This window comes from Desulfosporosinus sp. BICA1-9 (assembly GCF_000802135.1).
Genome location: NZ_JUEE01000261.1, coordinates 28,905 through 47,479, shown reverse-complemented (window position 1 = coordinate 47,479; position 18,575 = coordinate 28,905). Strand labels below are relative to the sequence as shown.

Annotated in this window: 23 protein-coding genes; 22 read left to right on the top strand and 1 reads right to left on the bottom strand. The window is 43.3% G+C overall.

Annotated elements, in window-relative coordinates:
* Positions 1-13 precede the first annotated feature (13 nt).
* Positions 14-424, top strand: coding sequence for a DUF3842 family protein (locus JL57_RS32600; RefSeq protein WP_034146026.1), 411 nt, complete (start codon positions 14-16; stop codon positions 422-424).
* Positions 425-565: 141 nt separating this feature from the next.
* Positions 566-1,486 carry a cysteine synthase A gene (gene cysK, locus JL57_RS32595; RefSeq protein ID WP_034146025.1) on the top strand — a complete coding sequence of 307 codons (921 nt, stop codon included), beginning with the start codon at positions 566-568 and terminating at the stop codon, positions 1,484-1,486.
* Positions 1,487-1,555: 69 nt separating this feature from the next.
* On the opposite strand, the gene JL57_RS32590 is transcribed toward cysK, so the two are convergent.
* A complete protein-coding gene (locus tag JL57_RS32590; protein WP_034146024.1) occupies positions 1,556-1,825 on the bottom strand; it encodes a hypothetical protein in 270 nt (89 codons plus the stop codon).
* A gap of 128 nt (positions 1,826-1,953) precedes the next feature.
* Between JL57_RS32590 and JL57_RS32585 the strand changes: the two genes are divergently transcribed.
* The 20 genes from JL57_RS32585 to JL57_RS32490 all read left to right on the top strand — a co-directional run bounded on the left by JL57_RS32585 (position 1,954) and on the right by JL57_RS32490 (position 18,555).
* Positions 1,954-2,706: a YebC/PmpR family DNA-binding transcriptional regulator gene (locus tag JL57_RS32585; protein ID WP_034146023.1), complete on the top strand. Its 753-nt coding sequence runs from the start codon at positions 1,954-1,956 to the stop codon at positions 2,704-2,706.
* Between the two features lie 126 nt (positions 2,707-2,832).
* Positions 2,833-3,201 (top strand): hypothetical protein, encoded by a 369-nt coding sequence (locus JL57_RS32580; protein WP_034146022.1) that lies wholly within the window; start codon positions 2,833-2,835, stop codon positions 3,199-3,201.
* Between the two features lie 183 nt (positions 3,202-3,384).
* On the top strand, positions 3,385-3,882 hold the full coding sequence (gene ruvC, locus JL57_RS32575) for a crossover junction endodeoxyribonuclease RuvC (protein WP_034146021.1): 498 nt from the start codon (positions 3,385-3,387) through the stop codon (positions 3,880-3,882).
* Positions 3,879-4,481, top strand: coding sequence for a Holliday junction branch migration protein RuvA (gene ruvA / locus JL57_RS32570; RefSeq protein ID WP_034146020.1), 603 nt, complete (start codon positions 3,879-3,881; stop codon positions 4,479-4,481). The genes ruvC and ruvA overlap by 4 nt, the downstream gene beginning before the upstream one ends.
* Before the next feature lie 109 nt (positions 4,482-4,590).
* Positions 4,591-5,544: a DUF1186 domain-containing protein gene (locus JL57_RS36110; RefSeq protein WP_291300860.1), complete on the top strand. Its 954-nt coding sequence runs from the start codon at positions 4,591-4,593 to the stop codon at positions 5,542-5,544.
* A 46-nt stretch (positions 5,545-5,590) separates the two neighbouring features.
* Positions 5,591-5,848, top strand: a complete 258-nt coding sequence (locus JL57_RS32560; RefSeq protein WP_034146019.1) for a type II toxin-antitoxin system prevent-host-death family antitoxin — start codon at positions 5,591-5,593, stop codon at positions 5,846-5,848.
* Positions 5,841-6,143, top strand: a complete 303-nt coding sequence (locus JL57_RS32555; RefSeq protein WP_034146018.1) for a type II toxin-antitoxin system RelE/ParE family toxin — start codon at positions 5,841-5,843, stop codon at positions 6,141-6,143. Before JL57_RS32560 ends, JL57_RS32555 begins: the two co-directional genes overlap by 8 nt.
* A 327-nt stretch (positions 6,144-6,470) precedes the next feature.
* Complete coding sequence (gene ruvB, locus JL57_RS32550) at positions 6,471-7,496, top strand: Holliday junction branch migration DNA helicase RuvB (RefSeq protein WP_034146017.1); 1,026 nt, start codon at positions 6,471-6,473, stop codon at positions 7,494-7,496.
* 142 nt (positions 7,497-7,638) lie between these two features.
* Positions 7,639-8,985 carry a SpoIID/LytB domain-containing protein gene (locus JL57_RS32545; RefSeq protein ID WP_034146016.1) on the top strand — a complete coding sequence of 449 codons (1,347 nt, stop codon included), beginning with the start codon at positions 7,639-7,641 and terminating at the stop codon, positions 8,983-8,985.
* A gap of 44 nt (positions 8,986-9,029) precedes the next feature.
* Positions 9,030-10,052 carry a tRNA preQ1(34) S-adenosylmethionine ribosyltransferase-isomerase QueA gene (queA, locus tag JL57_RS32540; RefSeq protein ID WP_034146015.1) on the top strand — a complete coding sequence of 341 codons (1,023 nt, stop codon included), beginning with the start codon at positions 9,030-9,032 and terminating at the stop codon, positions 10,050-10,052.
* Positions 10,053-10,190: 138 nt separating this feature from the next.
* Positions 10,191-11,309: a tRNA guanosine(34) transglycosylase Tgt gene (gene tgt, locus JL57_RS32535; RefSeq protein WP_034146014.1), complete on the top strand. Its 1,119-nt coding sequence runs from the start codon at positions 10,191-10,193 to the stop codon at positions 11,307-11,309.
* A gap of 206 nt (positions 11,310-11,515) precedes the next feature.
* On the top strand, positions 11,516-11,806 hold the full coding sequence (yajC, locus tag JL57_RS32530) for a preprotein translocase subunit YajC (RefSeq protein ID WP_034146013.1): 291 nt from the start codon (positions 11,516-11,518) through the stop codon (positions 11,804-11,806).
* A gap of 149 nt (positions 11,807-11,955) precedes the next feature.
* The gene (locus JL57_RS32525) at positions 11,956-12,720 is read left to right on the top strand and encodes an EcsC family protein (RefSeq protein ID WP_045691364.1); all 765 of its coding nucleotides are present in this window, start codon (positions 11,956-11,958) and stop codon (positions 12,718-12,720) included.
* A 1-nt stretch (position 12,721) separates the two neighbouring features.
* Complete coding sequence (locus tag JL57_RS32520) at positions 12,722-13,384, top strand: HD domain-containing protein (RefSeq protein ID WP_034146012.1); 663 nt, start codon at positions 12,722-12,724, stop codon at positions 13,382-13,384.
* A gap of 97 nt (positions 13,385-13,481) precedes the next feature.
* Positions 13,482-14,714 carry a protein translocase subunit SecD gene (secD, locus tag JL57_RS32515; protein WP_034146011.1) on the top strand — a complete coding sequence of 411 codons (1,233 nt, stop codon included), beginning with the start codon at positions 13,482-13,484 and terminating at the stop codon, positions 14,712-14,714.
* Positions 14,714-15,658 (top strand): protein translocase subunit SecF, encoded by a 945-nt coding sequence (secF, locus tag JL57_RS32510; RefSeq protein ID WP_034146010.1) that lies wholly within the window; start codon positions 14,714-14,716, stop codon positions 15,656-15,658. The genes secD and secF overlap by 1 nt, the downstream gene beginning before the upstream one ends.
* A gap of 264 nt (positions 15,659-15,922) precedes the next feature.
* Entirely contained in the window at positions 15,923-16,801 is an 879-nt protein-coding gene (locus tag JL57_RS32505) for a polysaccharide deacetylase family protein (RefSeq protein ID WP_291300859.1), read from the top strand.
* A gap of 219 nt (positions 16,802-17,020) precedes the next feature.
* Complete coding sequence (locus JL57_RS32500) at positions 17,021-17,152, top strand: hypothetical protein (protein ID WP_034146008.1); 132 nt, start codon at positions 17,021-17,023, stop codon at positions 17,150-17,152.
* Between the two features lie 44 nt (positions 17,153-17,196).
* Positions 17,197-17,376 (top strand): hypothetical protein, encoded by a 180-nt coding sequence (locus tag JL57_RS32495; protein ID WP_034146007.1) that lies wholly within the window; start codon positions 17,197-17,199, stop codon positions 17,374-17,376.
* Positions 17,377-18,108: 732 nt separating this feature from the next.
* Complete coding sequence (locus JL57_RS32490; RefSeq protein ID WP_034146006.1) at positions 18,109-18,555, top strand: hypothetical protein; 447 nt, start codon at positions 18,109-18,111, stop codon at positions 18,553-18,555.
* Positions 18,556-18,575 lie beyond the last annotated feature (20 nt).

Sequence of the window (18,575 nt, the reverse complement as noted above, 5' to 3'; positions counted from 1 at the left end):
CAGGAGGGTATTTATGCGGATAGCAGTCATTGATGGACAGGGTGGCGGGATTGGAAAACATATAGTTGAACAGTTACGCAAAAAAATGCCCGAGTTGGAGATCCTGGCCTTGGGCACCAATGCCCTGGCCACCGGCGCTATGGTGCGCGCTGGAGCTACCGAGGGAGCTTCGGGAGAATCAGCCATTTGTTTCAATGTCGAGCGAGTGGATATTATTGTTGGCTCACTGGCAATTATGATGGTTTATGGTTTATTAGGCGAGATCACTCCGACTATAGCTACTGCGATTTCTGCCAGTAAAGCGGATAAAGTGTTGCTGCCGATCCAGCGCGGAAATATTCTCCTTGTAGGGGTTCCGCGTTCACCTTTGCCCCACCAAATTGAGGCCTTGGTGATAGAAGTTGAAGAACGACTCCAGAAGTAGACGTCAAGGCATTCTAGGCAGGGGAGTCTTCCCCTGCCGTGCAGTGCTCCTTTTAGGTAGTTAAACGAGTTTCTTGACAAAGATAATATTGCTTGCTATTATTAAAACATACTAAATTGATAAGAAATGGGGTATTTACTTATGCGAGTAGTTAATGCAATTACGGATTTGATAGGGCAGACCCCTTTGATTCGTTTACAACGGATGGTTAAGCCAGGAATGGCGAGTGTTTATATCAAAGTTGAATTTTTTAATCCGGGCGGGAGTGTTAAAGACCGAATTGCTTGGGGGATGATTCAGGATGCTGAGCAAAGTGGAGCACTCCGTCCTGGGGGGACAATCATTGAACCGACAAGTGGAAACACGGGAATCGGACTGGCCATGATTGCTGCTGCTCGGGGTTATCGCCTAATTGTCGTAATGCCAGATTCCTTGAGTGTTGAACGAAGGATGCTCATGGCGGCCTATGGGGCCGAATTTGTGCTCACACCGGGAGCAAAGGGGATGAATGGGGCGATTGAAGAGGCGAAACGATTACTGGGCGAAAATCCAGATTTCTATATGCCTCAGCAATTTGAGAACCCTGCTAACCCTGAAGTCCATCGAAAAAGTACTGCTTTAGAACTTCTTGATCAGTTCCCGGGTCTGGATGCTTTTGTGGCAGGGATTGGTACTGGCGGTACAATTACCGGGGTAGGTGAGATTTTAAAGGCTCGCCTTCCTGAAGTTAAGATAATCGGAGTGGAACCTGCTTCATCTCCGGTTATTTCCGGTGGGAAACCCGGACCGCATAAGATTCAAGGAATTGGCGCAGGGTTTGTTCCGGCAATTTTCAACAAAACAATCCTGGATCAACTCATACAAGTGAGTAATGAGGATGCCTTAGAGACAGCGCGACGTATGGCACGAGAAGAGGGAGTTTTAGTGGGTATTTCTTCTGGAGCAGCAGTCAGCGCAGCTCTCCAAGTCGCTGCAACTTTGGGAGAAGGAAAAAACCTCGTCGTCTTAGCCCCGGATACTGGAGAACGTTATTTGAGCACTGAGCTTTTCAGCAACCGCTAAGCAATGCAAAAAGTCCCCTCGTCCGATTTGGAACGAGGGGACTTTCATTCTCATTTATTATATCTCTATTTACTTTATCCTGCGAATATGAGCAGTCTCCAATTGCAAGACATCAAGCTTTGCTTCCACGCGCTTAAGGGTATCCATGATATCGAGGGTTGCTTCTTTCTGAACTTGACGGTCATCATATAATCCGCGGATTTTCTCGATTACCTCATTCTCAACTCGGATTTCGAATTTACCGACTAATTCATGAAGCTCTTGTTTTAATTCAAGTTTCATCTCGGTCTGATTCTGTAAAATCTGAGCTAACATCTCCACGACTTTAGTATCGTCCATATCTTAACCCCCTATTCTTCCATGATAATACTTCTGAGACTCTTGTCAAGTCCTGTTTGCTAATATACCTTTACAAGAGAAATCAGCTTATGCTAAACTATTTAAGATTAGCTTAAGGAGGATTTGACATGTCTGGACATTCAAAGTGGGCAAACATTAAGCATAAAAAAGGTAAGGCGGATGCTCATAAGGGGAAAATGTTTACTAAACTTGGCCGGGAATTGGTAGTTGCCTCTCGAGCCAGTGGTGGAGACGTAAACAACTTTCGCTTAAAGATTGCCATTGAAAATGCTAAAGCAGCCAATGTGCCCAATGATAATATTCAACGGGCTATTCTTAAAGGGACTGGCGGCGCAGAAGGAACAGTCTATGAAGAACTGCGTTATGAAGGATATGGGCCAGGCGGGGTTGCCGTCATGGTTGATATACTTACGGATAATCGAAACCGTACGGCGGGAGAAGTTCGTTATATCTTCTCCAAAAATGGTGGCAACATGGGTGAGACTGGCTGCGTCGGTTGGATGTTCAAGGAGAAAGGCCAATTGAGAGTCCTGCGTGAGGGAATCAAAGTGAGTGACGATGATTTTATGATGTTGGCTTTAGAAGCCGGAGCAGAGGATATTGAAATCGATGAGGATGGCTTTGTGGTCTTAACGACTCCAGAGACTATGGAAGAAGTGCATCAAGCCCTTTTGGATCAACAGATTGCTGTTGCCGAATCTGTCCTCAGCCCAATTCCTGAAAATACCCTCGAAATCACGGATGTTGACCAGGCCCGCAAAATCATGCGTTTGATGGATAAACTTGAGGATCATGAAGATTCCCAAGGCGTGTATGCTAACTTTGAATTGGCCGATGCTTTGGCAGAAGAAGACTTGTAGAGAAAAATCTGAGCTCAGAGATAAGTCAGTCACAGAGATAAGTTTAAAGCAATAATTAAATGATTAAAGAAAGCCCTCCTGGCAAGACTAGTACAAACAAGATAATGTCAGGAGGGCTTATTTCTTATGTCTCGATGGAAAGTTATGAGTATCGTACTTATTCTCGGCTTGGGAATTGGAACCCTTGTACCTAATGTCACTGCTTGGTGGGATGAGAAAAAATTCGCTGCATCTACCATAAATGATTTAGAGGTTGAACCCGTTTTGACTACGGAAGCTCCAGCCAAGGAAATCTATCATTTTGAATTGGAGCAAGGGGTCCTTTCCGTGATCGAAGGAAAGCCAGGCCTGAGCGGTAAGGTTATTGTCACCGGAGTAAGTGTTGAGTCTTGGCCCCCAGAGATTTTGCAAATGGCTCCTAACGTCGAGTTTTATTCCTTGGACGAGGTGCAATCGTTTATTGATTCGGTCGACGAACCTTTGTGGCTAGAGTAAGAGTCTATAAGAAGAAAGGGAATCGTCCGTCTTCTGTCGAACTAGTAGTCATCCAATCGTGAGACTCCCACTTCTATAAGTGGGAGTGGTACCCCGAACTCTGCTTCGGTGGGGGTAGACTCCCCCACCGAAGTCTCGATGTTCAACTTTAGTTGAACGAGTTCACTGAAAGGAAGACGTGAGATGATTATTTTAGGGATTGACCCCGGAACAGCGATTATGGGTTATGGTTTAATTGAACAAAAGGGGAATCATTTAAGCGCTCTCGCTCATGGTTGCTGGCGGACACCAGCTCACACACCCTTAGCAGAGCGATTGTTAATGCTATATGAACAGATTAATCCGTTTCTCAGGGAACACACACCCGATCACATTGCGGTTGAAGAGCTGTTTTTTAATCGTAATACCACGACTGCTCTAGCAGTGGGACACGCTCGGGGTGTTATCTTATTGGCGGGTGCTCAGCAGGGTATTCCGATCTATGAATACACCCCTTTACAGGTTAAACAAGCCGTGGTCGGATATGGTAGAGCAGAGAAAAACCAGGTGCAACAGATGGTCAAAGGGTTGTTAAGACTGGACGCAATTCCTAAACCTGATGATACAGCCGATGCCTTAGCCATTGCAATTTGTCATGCTCATAGTTACGCTTTAGACAGGAGAATGGAGGAGTTCCGATGATTGGAATGTTGCGGGGTAAAGTTTGGGAGATCCAGTCCGAGCGTTTGGTGATCGATGTTAACGGGACTGGGTACCTGCTTACTGTGCCTTACGGTCTCTTGGCGAAGGCCTATCCTGAGCAGGAACTTGTCGTCTACACCCATGTAGTGGTGCGAGAAGATGATCTATCTCTTTATGGGTTCTCATCCTTTGAAGAAAAGCAACTCTTTCTGGAAATGTTGAGTGTTTCAGGGATTGGTCCGAAAGCAGCAATCTCTCTGCTCTCAACCTTTGGAGCGGTACAGATCCAAAGTGCTATTGTAAGTGAAAACCTTAATTTATTAACTAAAGTTCCTGGAATCGGCAAAAAGACAGCTCAACGACTTATTTTGGAGCTCAAGGAAAAATTCAAAGGGCATAGTTCGTTTCCAACTGGAGGGGACTCGTTCTCAGAGCCATCTTCTTCCCACACTCTCTCTGAGGCACTACAAACCTTGCTGGCGTTAGGGTTCGGTTTAGACGAAGCAAGGCTGGTTCTCGGTCAAGTCCTGAAAGATAGTGGAGAATTAACGACAGAAGTGCAGGTAAAAAAGGCTCTGCGTTTACTCGCACCTAGTTAGAAAGCATAGGTTTTAGGTAGGGCAGTACAAACACCTAGTTATTAGATGCAAGAGCGTCTAAAAAGGGAAGGTAAATAAAAGTAATGAATATTAGAGAGGAGCTACAAGGATGAACTTAAAAATCTTTAAGGGGTATGAGCGATTTGAGGATCATTTCCCGACAGAGGCTGTAAAATATGCTTTATCGAATAAAGAAGAAGCGATTACAGAGTTGCTAGAAATATTGGAATATACTCTGAGTGATATAGAAATTTTATCAAATGACGAAAGCTACTTGGTTCATTTTCCTGCGATTTATATCCTCGCATACTTTCGAGAGGGAAAAGCATATGAAAGTCTTATCAAGATTGCATCTCTGCCGGATGAACAGATATTTGACTTGCTAGGCGATTCTGTTACCGAGGATTTCAAAAACATTCTTGCCTCAGTCTGTAATGGAAATATAGAACCCATCAAAGGAATTATAGAGAATTCTTCATTGGATGAATACGTAAGATCAGAGGCGTTGGAATCTCTTTTGATCCTATTGAATCACGGAATGGTTCCGAGAGAGCAACTCGTTTTCTATTTCAAAGAGCTTTTCAATGGAAAGCTTGAAGTGGACTATAGCGATGTGTGGGACACACTTCTAAGGTGCTGCTCTTTGATACACCCTGCAGGACTAACGGACGATATAGAAAAAGCAGTAGCTGATGGGAAGGTTATGGAATTTCTTGCTGATTTGGACTTTATCAATCTTCAACTTAAAAGGTCTATCAAAGAGGTTCTGGATGAACTAAAGAAAGATGAAGATTATTCTTTCATAACCAAAGAAGATGTCTTTGAGTTGGAAGGATGGGTTGGGGGCTTTTCTTGTGAGGAGGACTATGATGATGAATATCCGTTTGATGAGGATGATGAATATGAGATGGAAGGTGAGCAGTTTATGAGGAGTATCTTTAACGAGTCCGAGGGCAATGAAATTTCAATAAATGTCCCTTTCAAGCGGGAAAGCTTTGTTGGAAGAAATGATCCCTGTCCTTGTGGAAGCGGGAAAAAATATAAAAAGTGTTGTCTATTGTAATTTGAGCATAATAATGCGATAATAGTGTACAAAGGGAGGTGCTGATATGCCGCAAATTCGACCTATAACTGATTTAAGGAATACGAATGAGATTTCTGATATTTGCCATGCCAAGATGGAACCAGTCTTTATAACTAAAAATGGATATGGTGATTTGGTTGTTATGAGTATTGAAACATACGAACAGATGCTTGAAGTGAATGAGACTGATGCTTCTATTTCAGAAGCAGAATATGAAAGCGGAGTAGACCTGTTAGATGCAAGAGAAGCCCTTGCATCTTTAAGGAGGAAACACTTTGGATAAATTTACAATTAAATTGCTTCCTAGAGCATACAGGGATATCGATCAAATTTATGGGCATATTTTGGAAGTATTTATGGTAACTGAAACAGCTGAAAACCTAGTGAAATCCGTTGAAGACGCAATTTTGGGATTGGAAGAATTTCCGCATCGAGGATCGGAAAGAAAAGTTGGAGTCTATGCTAATAGAGGATACCGTCAGTTGTTTATTAAGAATTTTACCATCGTATACAGGATTGATGAAAAGATGAAATGCGTAATTATCGTTACAGTAAAATATTCTCCTAGTTGCTTCTGATGTTTATTTTATAATGGGTCTAACATGTTCACACCAGCTACCATTTATTGCAAGAATAAACAGGGCATCAACAGATAGACATACTGGAGGTGAATGACTATTTAAAATTGAAATTTGATAAATTTTAAAAAACTCGCTTATGAAGCGAGTTTTTTGTATCCAATATCCAAGCCGCAGTTACTATAGATTTGAAAGATATTGAGCAAATTAAATGCTATCCAGAATTATCACGTGAATCTTATTGCAGGAGATTCACTACTTAAGGAGAATTAGATTTAGGTTGGAGTTGGCGGTTAAATTTTAATGGGTTCGTAAGGAGGACAAGAGATGGAAGAGCGTCTGGTTGCTCCCCAAAAGCAACTGACAGATCATGAAGGGGAAGGACTTCGTCCTCAACGCTTGAGTGACTATATTGGGCAGAGAAAAGTAAAAGACAATTTAAGTATATTTATTCAAGCCGCTTCTACTCGAGGAGAGGCGTTGGATCACGTCTTATTATATGGACCGCCGGGATTAGGAAAAACCACCCTCTCGAACATTATTGCGGCAGAAATGGGCGTTAGCATTCGCACCACTTCAGGCCCAGCAATCGAACGGCCTGGGGATTTAGCCGCAATTCTTACGGCCTTAGAGCCAAGGGATGTGCTTTTTATCGATGAAATACACCGTTTGAGCAGTACAACAGAGGAGATTCTTTATTCTGCCATGGAAGATGGGTGTCTAGACATCGTGATTGGAAAAGGGCCAAGCGCGCGTTCAATCCGTTTGTCCCTGCCACCGTTTACGCTGGTGGGTGCTACCACCCGTGCAGGACAATTAACGTCGCCATTGCGTGATCGCTTTGGGGTTATAAGCCGTCTAGAATTCTATGAGGTGGAGGATTTAAAAGAAATTATCTTGCGTACAGCAAGTATCTTAAAATTGGGCATAACTGACGAGGGTGCTGATGAGATTGCCCGACGTTCACGCGGAACACCCAGAGTTGGGAATCGCTTGTTGAAGCGAGTGCGGGATTTCGCCTTAGTTTGGGAAGACGGCGTTGTCAATCAAACGATAGCCAGAGAGGCCCTAAATAGGTTAGAAGTCGATCCGGTAGGATTGGATAATATTGACCAAAAGACCCTGAAAACCATTATCCAAACCTTTGCAGGTGGACCAGTGGGCTTGGAAACGCTTGCCGCAACGATTGGTGAAGAGTCAGAAACCTTAGAGGATGTTGTCGAACCGTTTTTGCTGCAGATGGGATTCCTGCAACGTACTCCCCGAGGGCGGATGGCAACAGCAAGAGCTTATCAGCATTTTGGCTATTCTCTTCCCCAAAATAGAATGGATAGTGGGCTTTTCCCAGAGTAAGGGAACGAGGGATGATTGGTTTGCCCCATTCAAAAAAAGTCAAGAGCATATATGCCGAGAAAAAAGGGTAATCTGAGCATAAAGAAACTTGCTTCCACCAATAAGCTAACTTTCTGATGAGGTAAGAAAGGGTGTGAAGAGCATGCTCCGGATTGTGTATCGGTTACCCTTTTTGTGGATGGCTTTGTTATTACTCGTACTGATCCAGGCTACAACCTGTCAAGCAGCAATGGTCTCAGTCGAGTTGGTATGGAAATTAGGCCAGGCGGGATGGGTACAAATAGAGGTTGAAAAGGGAGATTATCAACTTGTCTTAAATGACACAGCGGTTAAGTTTTCGACTGGCTCTTCCCTTCAGGTAGGCTGGGGGGGATGGACCCCTGTAGTGAGGATTAACCATGGGGATTTTCAAGTTTTTAATGGATTAGAATTGAAGGTTTACGAGCTTAAGCCAGGTTCTCTGCGGGTGAAAACTCCTGAGGATAAAGAGGTAGTTTATCGCGGGGGACTCCAGCTCAATTGGCAAGAGGGTCATTGGCGGATAATAAATCTAGTCGATAGCGAAGACTACCTCAAAGGGGTCGTACCCATTGAAATGAGTAACGAATGGGCTAGGAGTGGGACAGAGGCTCTTAAAGCTCAAGCGGTTGCGGCTCGGACCTATCTCATGAAACATTCGGAGAGTGGCAAAAAAATGATTACCGACTCTCCTGATATTGATCAGGCCTATGCGGGTAGGAATGTGGAAGGGGAAGCTTCTGCAGCAGTTGAAGCTACACGGGGCGAAATCTTAGTCGATGCTCAAACCAGACAACCGATTGATGCCTTGTATTCTTCGCATAGCGGGGGATATACTGAGGACGCCAATAATGTCTGGGGAAATCCAGATATCCACAATGTATCCCAACCTGATCCTTATTCCCAAGGCGTCGGGGGTCCTGTCGATCATTGGCGGTTTATTGTTTCTGCTCCTCTTCTCGGGTCAACCTTTGGCTTAGGACCGGTACGAAACATTGAACTTGACAAGTTCCCCTCTGGTAGGGTAAAAAGTGTAAGTATGGAAGATGGATTTGGAAATATCGAGACAGTTAAAGGTCGGACGTTCGTCAAAGCGTTTTATCCTTTTGGGCAGCCCATTCGAGCGGAAGCTTTTCTGGGGAATTTCTTTGAGGCTCAAATTATCTCCCCAAAATGGGATTCCTACGGGGAAACAGGATTAGCAGTGTTTCTTAGTTCTTTGGGAGATCGGGGAATAACCCAGGGCTATCAAGCAGAGCAAGGACCGTTACTATCTAAAATTCTCAGTACCTCGTTAGGAACGAGTCTTGATTCTCAGCCCTTTGGAGTGTTTATTTTTAAGGGTCGTGGTTGGGGACATGGGGTGGGGATGTCACAATGGGGTGCTTACCATATGGCGCAATTAGGGTATAATTATCAAGATATTTTAGATTTTTATTATTCCAACGCTTTGATTTCTAAAGGATCATGAATTTGACAAAAAAGTATGTTGATTAGAAAAAGGAGAATCTGTCGTTGAATGTTTCGGAGTTTGATTTTAATTTACCGGAATCGTTAATCGCTCAACATCCAGTGGAACCAAGAGATACTTCCCGCCTAATGGTGGTCAATCGTGACCATGAAACGATTGACCATCATAGGTTTAGAGATCTAGTGCCTCTTTTAAAATCAGGTGACGTGCTTGTAGTTAATAACACACGCGTCATTCCTGCGCGTTTGATCGGAGTGAAAGAGGGGACTGAAGTAAAGATAGAAGTTCTCCTCTTAAAAAGACTGGAATTAGATGTCTGGGAAGCTTTGATTAAGCCTGGGAAACGTCTTAAATTAGGTCAGAAGGTCCATTTTGGGCAGGGTATCTTGGAGGGAGTACTGGAGGGTATCTTAGAAAACGGAAATCGGAAAATTGTATTTAACTATGCAGGGGTTTTCGAAACAATCCTGGACCTGCTTGGCAAGATGCCCCTCCCCCCCTATATTACTGCTCAACTAGAAGACCAAGAACGCTATCAAACAGTATATGCTAAGGAACGAGGGTCAGTCGCTGCGCCAACGGCTGGGTTGCATTTTACGCCTGAACTTTTGAACCAACTCCGGAAAAAGGGTGTGGAAATCGTAGAGATCCTTCTCCATGTTGGTTTAGGGACGTTTCGTCCAGTAAAAATGGACGATATCCGTGACCATGAAATGCATTCGGAGTATTACCGAGTTGATTTAGAGGCGGCCGAGAGAATTAACTGCGCCAAGCGAGAAGGACGACGGGTCATTGCAGTAGGGACAACAGCAGCGCGGACGTTAGAATCCGTGGGCAAGGACGGAAAGGTCATAGCAGGAGTAGGGTGGACGGATATTTTTATCTATCCAGGCTATTCGTTTCAAATAGTGGATGCGCTTTTGACAAATTTCCACTTTCCAAAATCAACCTTGGTGATGTTGGTGAGTGCTTTGGCGGGGCGCGAACTTATCCTAAAAGCGTACGAGATTGCAGTGCAGGAGAACTATCGGTTTTATAGTTTTGGGGATGCTATGCTAATTCTATGAGACGTGTGATGTGCTAATACTGTACGCTATCTAAGCGCCATGCTATGCGTGATGCGCAAATAGCTCAAATCCTGTCTTTGGGCATAGTTCAGCGTCGGAAAGCTAGTTTATCTTTTATAATTAAAGGAAGTGAAGGGTTTGGCTGCGGTTCATTTGGAAATACTTAAGGAAGATTCTCGAACGAGAGCGCGCTTGGGAAAATTACATACTCCACATGGCGTGATTGAGACCCCGGTTTTCATGCCGGTTGGGACTCAAGGAACGGTAAAAACTATTACCCCAGAGGAGATCAAAGAGATCGGAGCTGGGATGATCTTAAGTAACACTTATCATCTCTTCTTGCGTCCAGGCCATGACTTGATTCGCGATGCGGGTGGACTTCACCGTTTCATGAACTGGGATGGAGCCATTTTGACGGACAGTGGTGGGTTTCAAGTATTTAGTCTTGGTGATTTGCGCACGATTAAGGAAGAAGGCGTAGAATTCAGATCACATATCGACGGTTCACGCCAATTCTTAAGCCCAGAAATAGCGACTCAAGTGCAGATGGCCCTTGGATCCGATGTGGTGATGGCCTTCGACGAATGCGCCCCTTATCCTTGCACACATGAGTACGCTAAAGATTCTCTTGAGCGCACGACGCGTTGGCTTAAGCGCTGCAAAGAGACCTTGACTACGACGGATACTCAAGCTTTGTTTGGGATTGTTCAGGGCGGCATGTATGAAGATCTTCGCCGGCAGAGTGCTGCTGAGATCACAGAACTGGATTTGCCGGGTTATGCCATCGGTGGGTTAAGTGTCGGGGAACCGAAAGAAATGATGTATGATGTTTTAGAGTATACAGTCCCCTTACTGCCTAGGGAAAAACCTCGCTATCTAATGGGGGTTGGTTCGACCGATGCCCTTATTGAAGGGGTTATCCGCGGGGTAGATATGTTTGATTGTGTTCTCCCCACCCGGATTGCTCGAAATGGGACAGCAATGACTCGTTTCGGTAAGGTGACGATTCGCAACGCTAGTTCCGCCCATGATTTTGGTCCGATTGATCCAACTTGTGATTGTTACACCTGTCGCAATTACTCGCGGGCCTATGTACGGCATTTAATTAAAGCTGAAGAAGTTTTAGGTCTGCGCTTAATGACGATTCATAACTTGCGTTATTTACAGAACTTAATGCGTGAAATCCGAGAGGCGATTAAGGAAGATCGTTTAACTGAATATCGTCAAACCTGTTTTACAGATTACGGGTACATTTGACAGAGGTAAGATGTCAGAGGTCAGATGCCGGGGGTCAGAGAACGAATTTCTTGAGTAGCAAAGCAATTAGTCTAACGCCCTTATATAGTTCAACCAAACTTCAGGTGCCGTAATTCTACGGAGAGTTTATTTTTTACAAAAAACCAGAAGGATTTTCACTCTGATATGGTGAATAGTTCAGGATATGAATAAAGGAGGAATTATTAATGAATCAATCGACATTAACCTTAGTCCTATATTTCGCCGTCTTTTTTGGGATTATGTATTTTCTCATGATTCGCCCCCAACAAAAACAAGCAAAAAAACGGCAGGCCATGATGAGCAGTCTTCGCGCGCGAGACCAGGTAATCACAACCGGAGGAATCTACGGAAAAATCTCCAAAGTGAAGGATGATTCCGTTATTTTGCAGATCGCGGATAAGGTTGAAGTTGAAATAGCCAAAAGTGGGATTGTGAGCATCGAAAATCGTGAGATCGACTTGGAAAAGGATAAATAAATGCCTGACCGATGACGGTATAGTGGTTAATCTCTACAGAGATCTTAAAGAGAGATATGTGACGAAAAAGAATTCTAATCTAAAAGCAAGTGGCGTAGACCACTTGCTTTTGAACTATTTTTACATAGAGTGAAAACGAGGTGAACACCGTGCCCTTGTCTAAAGATCCGAAAAATGATGATCATACTTATGAAGAGCATGTACGAGCTGACTTGAACCGTTGGATTAGGAAATTGTTACAAAAGCCTGGATTTTTAGAACGCACCTCGAAAGTAATTCAAACGAAGGTTAATGATAAAATTCCGGAAAAAGTTCACACTGTCATTACCGCAACGGTTAAAGGGTTGGTTAAATCCGTCGTCTTTGGACTGGAGTATATCCCTAATAGCCCTACCTTTTATGGGATGCAGCTGCAAGAGCGCGACCAAAGAGCGCAAAGACTTCTTGTAAAATATCGGAAGATTGCTGCAGCCGAAGGAGCTGGAACAGGTGCAGGTGGCTTTACCCTTGCGGTTGCTGATTTCCCAGCCTTGATTGTCATAAAAATGAAATTTCTCTTTGAGTTGGCCCATATTTATGGGTTTTCAACCAAGGATTATCGGGAACGGTTATTTTTACTCTATGTTTTTCAATTGGCGTTCTCTAGTCAAGAGAAACGTCCGGAATTATTCCAGGTTATCCTCAATTGGGAGAAGACTTTGAGTGAATTGCCTGCAGAGGCAGGGGATCCACAGCAAATTGATTGGGAACAGTTTCAGCGGGAGTACAGGGATGCTATTGATTTTCGAAAAACACTTCAGTTGATACCGGGTTTAGGTGCTGTGGTAGGTGCTTGGGCAAACTATGGGCTGTTAGATGATTTGGGAACCATCGGAATGAATTGTTATCGATTACGAATTGTTGGAGGGATATAGGTTGTCAAAGGTTACTCTGCAAGAGATAAAAGCGGACCCTTATGTTCATGCCTTGATTGAAGCAGGAAACCGTCACCTGGAAGCCATTGGTTTTACTGAACATGGGTTAAGGCATGCGGGATTGGTCTCCCATATTGCCTCGAATATTTTAGTAAAAATGGAGCATCCCGAAAGGGAGTGCGAACTGGCAGCCATTGCAGGTTACTTACATGACATAGGGAATGCTGTGAATCGTGTGGCACATGCTCATTCGGGGGCAATACTGGCGGCAGGGATTTTAGAACGACATGATATGACACCGGAAGAAATTGCGATTATCATTGGGGCTATTGGAAATCATGATGAGCAGGATGGGAATCCGGTCAATGTTATTTCTGCCGCCTTGATTCTAGCCGATAAATCGGATGTTCATCGCTCAAGGGTTCGTAACCATGACCTGGTAAAATTCGATATTCATGACCGGGTTAATTATGCGGTTAAACGCTCTTTTCTGCGAGTCTATCCTCAAGAGCGTATCGCGTTAGAACTTACGATTGATACTGAAATTTGCCCTGTTATGGAGTACTTTGAGATCTTTCTGGCGCGGATGCTTTTGTCCCGTAAGGCAGCTGAATTTCTGCTTACTACATTCGAATTAAAGATTAACGAGGTTAAGTTACTCTAATGCCATTGTTTTCCTATGATTGACAGAGCAATCCAGTAAGTTTTATAATGGTGGATGGTATGGGCAAGTCCCATCATATTAAAAGGGAGGAAAGTAGATGAGACGGGGAAACATCATCAAGCTGGTAGTATTGGTGCTATTAGTGGCAGCAGCTGTTGCACTATCGATTAAACCCCTAGTGGATCCCGTAAAGGGCGTCCTGTTGGGACTTGACCTGCGCGGTGGAGTGCACTTGGTGCTACAAGCCGAGCCAAATAAAGACGGTACTCCAATTACTAAAGATGATATAGACAAAGCGAAAGCGATTATCGAGAAACGGGTTAACGATCTCGGGGTATCCGAGCCCATAGTCCAAACGGATTATGATAAAATGCGAATTGTAGTAGATTTGGCCGGGGTTACCGACCCAGACAAAGCAGTTGATATCTTGAAAACGACGGCTAAGTTAACCTTTAGGGATCCTCAAGGAAATGTCGTCTTAGAAGGGGATGACCTCAAGGATGCTAAGGGGGGGCAAGGTCAAGTCAGTGGATATGTTGTCAATTTATCCTTCTCATCTGAAGGGGCTAAAAAGTTTGGGGATCTAACCACCCAGTTAATCGGCCAAAGACTTGGTGTGTATTTGGATGATGATCTTTTAACAAATCCAACGGTTAATACACCAATTCTAAATGGTCAAGCTGAGATCACTGGGTATGATACTTTAGAGTCTGCAGCAAACGACGCTGTGCTCATGCGTTCTGGTTCACTGCCTGTAAGCATGTCGATTGCCGAAAAACGTCAGGTAGGAGCATCTTTAGGAGTAGACTCCTTAAACAAAAGTATTCAAGCAGGACTTTACGGTTTAATCTTTATCTTCCTCTTTATGTTAGTTTTCTATCGAATACCAGGGGCTGTCGCCAATTTCTCATTGTTCGTATACGCCCTTATTGTGCTTTGGGTTTTTTGGGGTTTTCGAGTTGTATTGACCCTTCCAGGCATCGCCGGGTTTATTCTCTCAGTGGGGATGGCTGTAGATTTCAATATCATAATTTATGAACGGATAAAAGAAGAAATTCGGGCTGGTAAATCCCTAAGAGCAGGCGTGGAATCTGGTTTTAGCCGCGCATTTATCACAGTTATTGATGCTCATGTAACAACACTGATAGCTGCGCTAACTCTTTACTACTTTGGAACTGGTGCCATCAAAGGGTTTGCTTTAACCTTAGGTGTTGGGATTGTTGTCACGCTGTTTACTGGTATTACCTTTACTCGAACAGTACTACGATGGATTGTGGGTACTAGCCCAAAAATGAACACAACATGGTTTGGCGTTAGGAGGGATGGATAATGAAAACTGGACATCCAGCGACATACGATGAAGTGAAGCAGGTCCACCCACTTTACTTTAATATTGTGCAGAGACGGTTATGGTGGTTTGCCCTCTCGTTAGTTGTCCTTATTCCAGGAATTATTTCCCTTTTCATGCAGGGGCTTAATTTAGGAATTGACTACAAGGGCGGATCAATGCTTGATATGACCTTCAACAAACCAGTGACCCAGGCAGCAATTACTGATACGATGAAATCAGTGGGACTTGAAGGACCTGTGCAATTGTCTAATGGGGATACTTCGGCGTTAATACGAACAGAAGCTCTCGAAGAAGAAAAACGCAATGAATTACTAGTCGCCTTGCAAACTAACGTGGGAGAATATGACAAAACTTCTCTTAAAGATGATAAAGTGGGCCCGGCGATGGGGCAAGAGCTGACCAGAAATGCTTTATGGGCATTACTCATTGCCATGGGTTTAATGATCGCCTATATTACAATTAGGTTCCAGTTCGTTTTCGCAATCTCTGGGATTATCGCCTTATTACACGATGTTTTAGTGGTGGTAGGAATTTTTTCGTTGTTCCAATTAGAAATTGATTCCTCCTTTGTAGCGGCGATCTTAACCGTTTTCGGATACTCGATTAATGATACCGTGATTATCTTTGACCGGATTCGTGAGAATGAAGCGAAGATGAAAAAGGGAGACACTTTCGAAGATATGGTGGATAAATCTATTTGGCAGACTATGCGCCGTTCCATCAACACGTCTCTTACGGTACTGATCGCCTTGCTCTCGATATTTATCTTGGGCGGCGTATCCACAAAGTTGTTCTCCTTAGCTATGTTGATCGGGGTATTTACAGGAGCCTACTCCTCGATCTTTATCGCCAGCCAAATCCTCTTGGAAATCAAGAAGCGTATGAAGAAGCCACGTAAGGGTGGTAAAGTAGTCCGCGCTTAAGTTCAACTGAACGATAGGTTATTAATGGGATCTCGAGATTTATTCTTGAGGTCTCTTTTTTTATCAGGATAATAAGCTTCGGTACAGGGGAGTATTCGGTTACAATAGAATAATCGGGTACATGAAATATATTGATGACTAAAAATGACTGATGAACGCCGAATTATATGCTAAAATGAGATAGAAAATACTGAACTACACTACTAAACTACGGGCGTATTCTAATTATCACTTGAAATGTTCGACATATCATCAAAGGAGTTTATGATGCTGAAGAAAATTATCAGAGTGCTCATCTACAGTATGATTGTACTTGGAATCAGTGGTTGTGGTGGGGTAACGATGATGCCGTCACAAGATCCGTCGAATCGGATAGCGTCCACTCCTACTTATCAAGCCCCATTGGAAGTCACAAATCCCAGCGATGTATTGCCTGATTCGCCATCTAAAATATCGAGAGCACCAAGCGTACAAGAAGCTCAAGCGGTACCTGTCCTTTACTACCATTCAGTTATGCTGGAGGTCGGAAACGAAGTAAGAATGCCTCCCGACCAGTTTGAAGCTCAAATGGCTTATTTGCGTGACAATGGGTATCAAAGTATAACCTTAGGTCAGTTGTACCAAGCCTATAATAAGGGTGGTAGTTTACCTCCCAAACCCTTTGTAATCACGTTTGATGATGGCTATGTCGATAATTATACGACTGCTTTCCCTATCATGAAAAAGTATGGGTTCACGGCTACGGTCTTCATGGTCTCTAGTTATATTGATGGAGAAGGTTTTTTGTCATGGCCGCAGCTCAAAGAGCTTGCCGCTAATGGCTGGGAGATCGAAGGTCATACGACTACTCATCCCTATTTAACAAAAGTTGACGGTGCATCTTTGTTGCAGGAACTCAAAAGCTCTAAGGATCTATTAGAAAAAGGGTTAGGAAAGACGGTGAATTTCCTTGCTTATCCATATGGAGACTTTAATTCTGTTGTTTTAAAAGCGGTGCAGGATACTGGGTATCTGATGGCTTTTACTACACAACGAGGCTGGGCAAGCTTCACAGTCGATGAATTTCAGGTTAAACGTGTTTATTGCTATGCTAATATGGGGCAGAACGAATTTGCTCGGCGTCTACAGAACTCAGACTATTAATAGTTATACAAATCCCGCACTCCGAATACTCGAAGTGCGGGATTTGTTATGCGATCGCCACTCGTTCAAAGATGTCACTCCTTGTTGAAGGGATATCTCATGGTTTCATAAAAAGGAAAAGAAAATATATTTAAGGAAATTATTAACAATTGAGTATTTATTTTCATATTGTACTGTGAGAGCACGATAATTCAAGAGATGGAAAAGGAGTTGTTCGATATGGCATATGGGGCAGGCGTTGTTGATGGTGTTGAAGCTGTAGGATGTGTATGTCCGCCAAACTATTTACCTGGTATTGCAGCTGTCGTAGTTATAATTCTCTTATTGATTGCTATGGGTATTGTATTCTAAATTCAATTAATTCTAATAACTAAAAAAATAAAGGAGGGTATACCATGTACGGATTTGGAGCAGGTTATGCAGGATATGCAGCAGGTCGCACAGGATATGGAGTTGGTTGTTGCCCACCTCCATGCACACCTGTAGTTGCACCTGTTGGAGTTGGATGTGGTGTTGGTGTTGGGATCATTGCTATCGCAATTCTAATATTAATCGCTTTAGGCGTAATTTTCTAAACTAAAAGATTATTTATACGAAGGGGGTCGAAACTATGTTTGCAGGTGGAACCGGAATTGGCGCTGGAATCGCTGCTGTTGTCGTAATTATTCTTTTGCTGATTGCAATGGGAATCGTATTCTAAGAAACTAATGAAAGTTGTGATACTTGGAGGTGAGTTTATGTACGGGTATGGAGCTGGCGTTGGTGGATGTGTAGGAGCTGGGATTATTGCAATTGCGATTTTGATTCTTATTGCCTTGGGTGTTATCTTTTAAACCATCTCAAAGCGAATTTGCTGAGGACCCCTTATTTAGGGGTCCTCTTTAAATTAGGAATAATGATACTTATTGAAATACAAAGGACCGCTGACATGTAGAACATGTGCGATCCTTTTGATTTAGAATCTATGCTTAGAATTTAGAGATTCATAAGATTTAAAAATCAACATAAAGAAATTAGTCCTTTAGTTAGGCAACGCTTACCACCACCAACGACGAAAGCCCCACCATGGACCAAATCCAAAACCGCCCCACCAAGGGAAACCAAAGCCCCAGCGACCCCACCACATAGAGAAAACCTCCTTTTTGTTCTAATTCGCCTTATAGAAGTTATCCGTAATACAGAATATGAAAATAAAGGAAAAAGGTTCCAAATTTAATCGTAATACAATTACGGCGATAGTGGCATAGATTGATTAGATTGGATTTTATTGGGATATACTACAACGAGCAAAGAGGGGGGGGAGGTCATTGGAATTTCTTCAATTGGTAGTATTAGAGGGGGTGCTCCTTATTTCTGCAGGATTGATTTTTTTTGGAGGAATTTGGGGGACTTCTTTAGCGATGCTTGTTCTAAGTGGGCTTAATTATCTTGTTCATGATGCGGTACAATTTTGGCAATGGGAAATACCATTTCTAATAGGTGGAACGATAGGCATAATACTCCAACTTATTATTGGGAAAATATGCAATCATAATAACCAAGTAAGCGGGTTGGTCGGAGGTTTGATCAGCTTAGTTCTCTTTGGTGCTTTTCTCACCCCGATTGCGGCTTTAATTGCATGGTTCATGGTGGTTGGTACAGGAATTATTCCGAAAAATAGAAAGAGGCAGGTCATAAAAATATATTCTCCCACAATTATGCGCTTGCTTATAGGGCTGGCATTAATTTTCTATGGTAACTTCTTAACAATCTGATCCACAATAAACCTTGCTTT

Bases quoted from the DNA above. Each gene is read 5' to 3' on its own strand.
- cysK (WP_034146025.1), top strand. From the start codon at position 566: ATGCGAGTAGTTAATGCAATTACGGATTTGATAGGGCAGACCCCTTTG.
- ruvB (WP_034146017.1), top strand. From the start codon at position 6,471: ATGGAAGAGCGTCTGGTTGCTCCCCAAAAGCAACTGACAGATCATGAA.
- JL57_RS32495 (WP_034146007.1), top strand. From the start codon at position 17,197: ATGTACGGATTTGGAGCAGGTTATGCAGGATATGCAGCAGGTCGCACA.
- JL57_RS32590 (WP_034146024.1), bottom strand. From the start codon at position 1,825: ATGGACGATACTAAAGTCGTGGAGATGTTAGCTCAGATTTTACAGAAT.
- JL57_RS32580 (WP_034146022.1), top strand. From the start codon at position 2,833: ATGTCTCGATGGAAAGTTATGAGTATCGTACTTATTCTCGGCTTGGGA.
- JL57_RS32505 (WP_291300859.1), top strand. From the start codon at position 15,923: ATGATGCTGAAGAAAATTATCAGAGTGCTCATCTACAGTATGATTGTA.
- JL57_RS32500 (WP_034146008.1), top strand. From the start codon at position 17,021: ATGGCATATGGGGCAGGCGTTGTTGATGGTGTTGAAGCTGTAGGATGT.
- yajC (WP_034146013.1), top strand. From the start codon at position 11,516: ATGAATCAATCGACATTAACCTTAGTCCTATATTTCGCCGTCTTTTTT.
- ruvC (WP_034146021.1), top strand. From the start codon at position 3,385: ATGATTATTTTAGGGATTGACCCCGGAACAGCGATTATGGGTTATGGT.
- secD (WP_034146011.1), top strand. From the start codon at position 13,482: ATGAGACGGGGAAACATCATCAAGCTGGTAGTATTGGTGCTATTAGTG.
- JL57_RS32545 (WP_034146016.1), top strand. From the start codon at position 7,639: ATGCTCCGGATTGTGTATCGGTTACCCTTTTTGTGGATGGCTTTGTTA.
- JL57_RS32585 (WP_034146023.1), top strand. From the start codon at position 1,954: ATGTCTGGACATTCAAAGTGGGCAAACATTAAGCATAAAAAAGGTAAG.
- ruvA (WP_034146020.1), top strand. From the start codon at position 3,879: ATGATTGGAATGTTGCGGGGTAAAGTTTGGGAGATCCAGTCCGAGCGT.
- JL57_RS32600 (WP_034146026.1), top strand. From the start codon at position 14: ATGCGGATAGCAGTCATTGATGGACAGGGTGGCGGGATTGGAAAACAT.
- JL57_RS32560 (WP_034146019.1), top strand. From the start codon at position 5,591: ATGCCGCAAATTCGACCTATAACTGATTTAAGGAATACGAATGAGATT.
- secF (WP_034146010.1), top strand. From the start codon at position 14,714: ATGAAAACTGGACATCCAGCGACATACGATGAAGTGAAGCAGGTCCAC.
- JL57_RS36110 (WP_291300860.1), top strand. From the start codon at position 4,591: ATGAACTTAAAAATCTTTAAGGGGTATGAGCGATTTGAGGATCATTTC.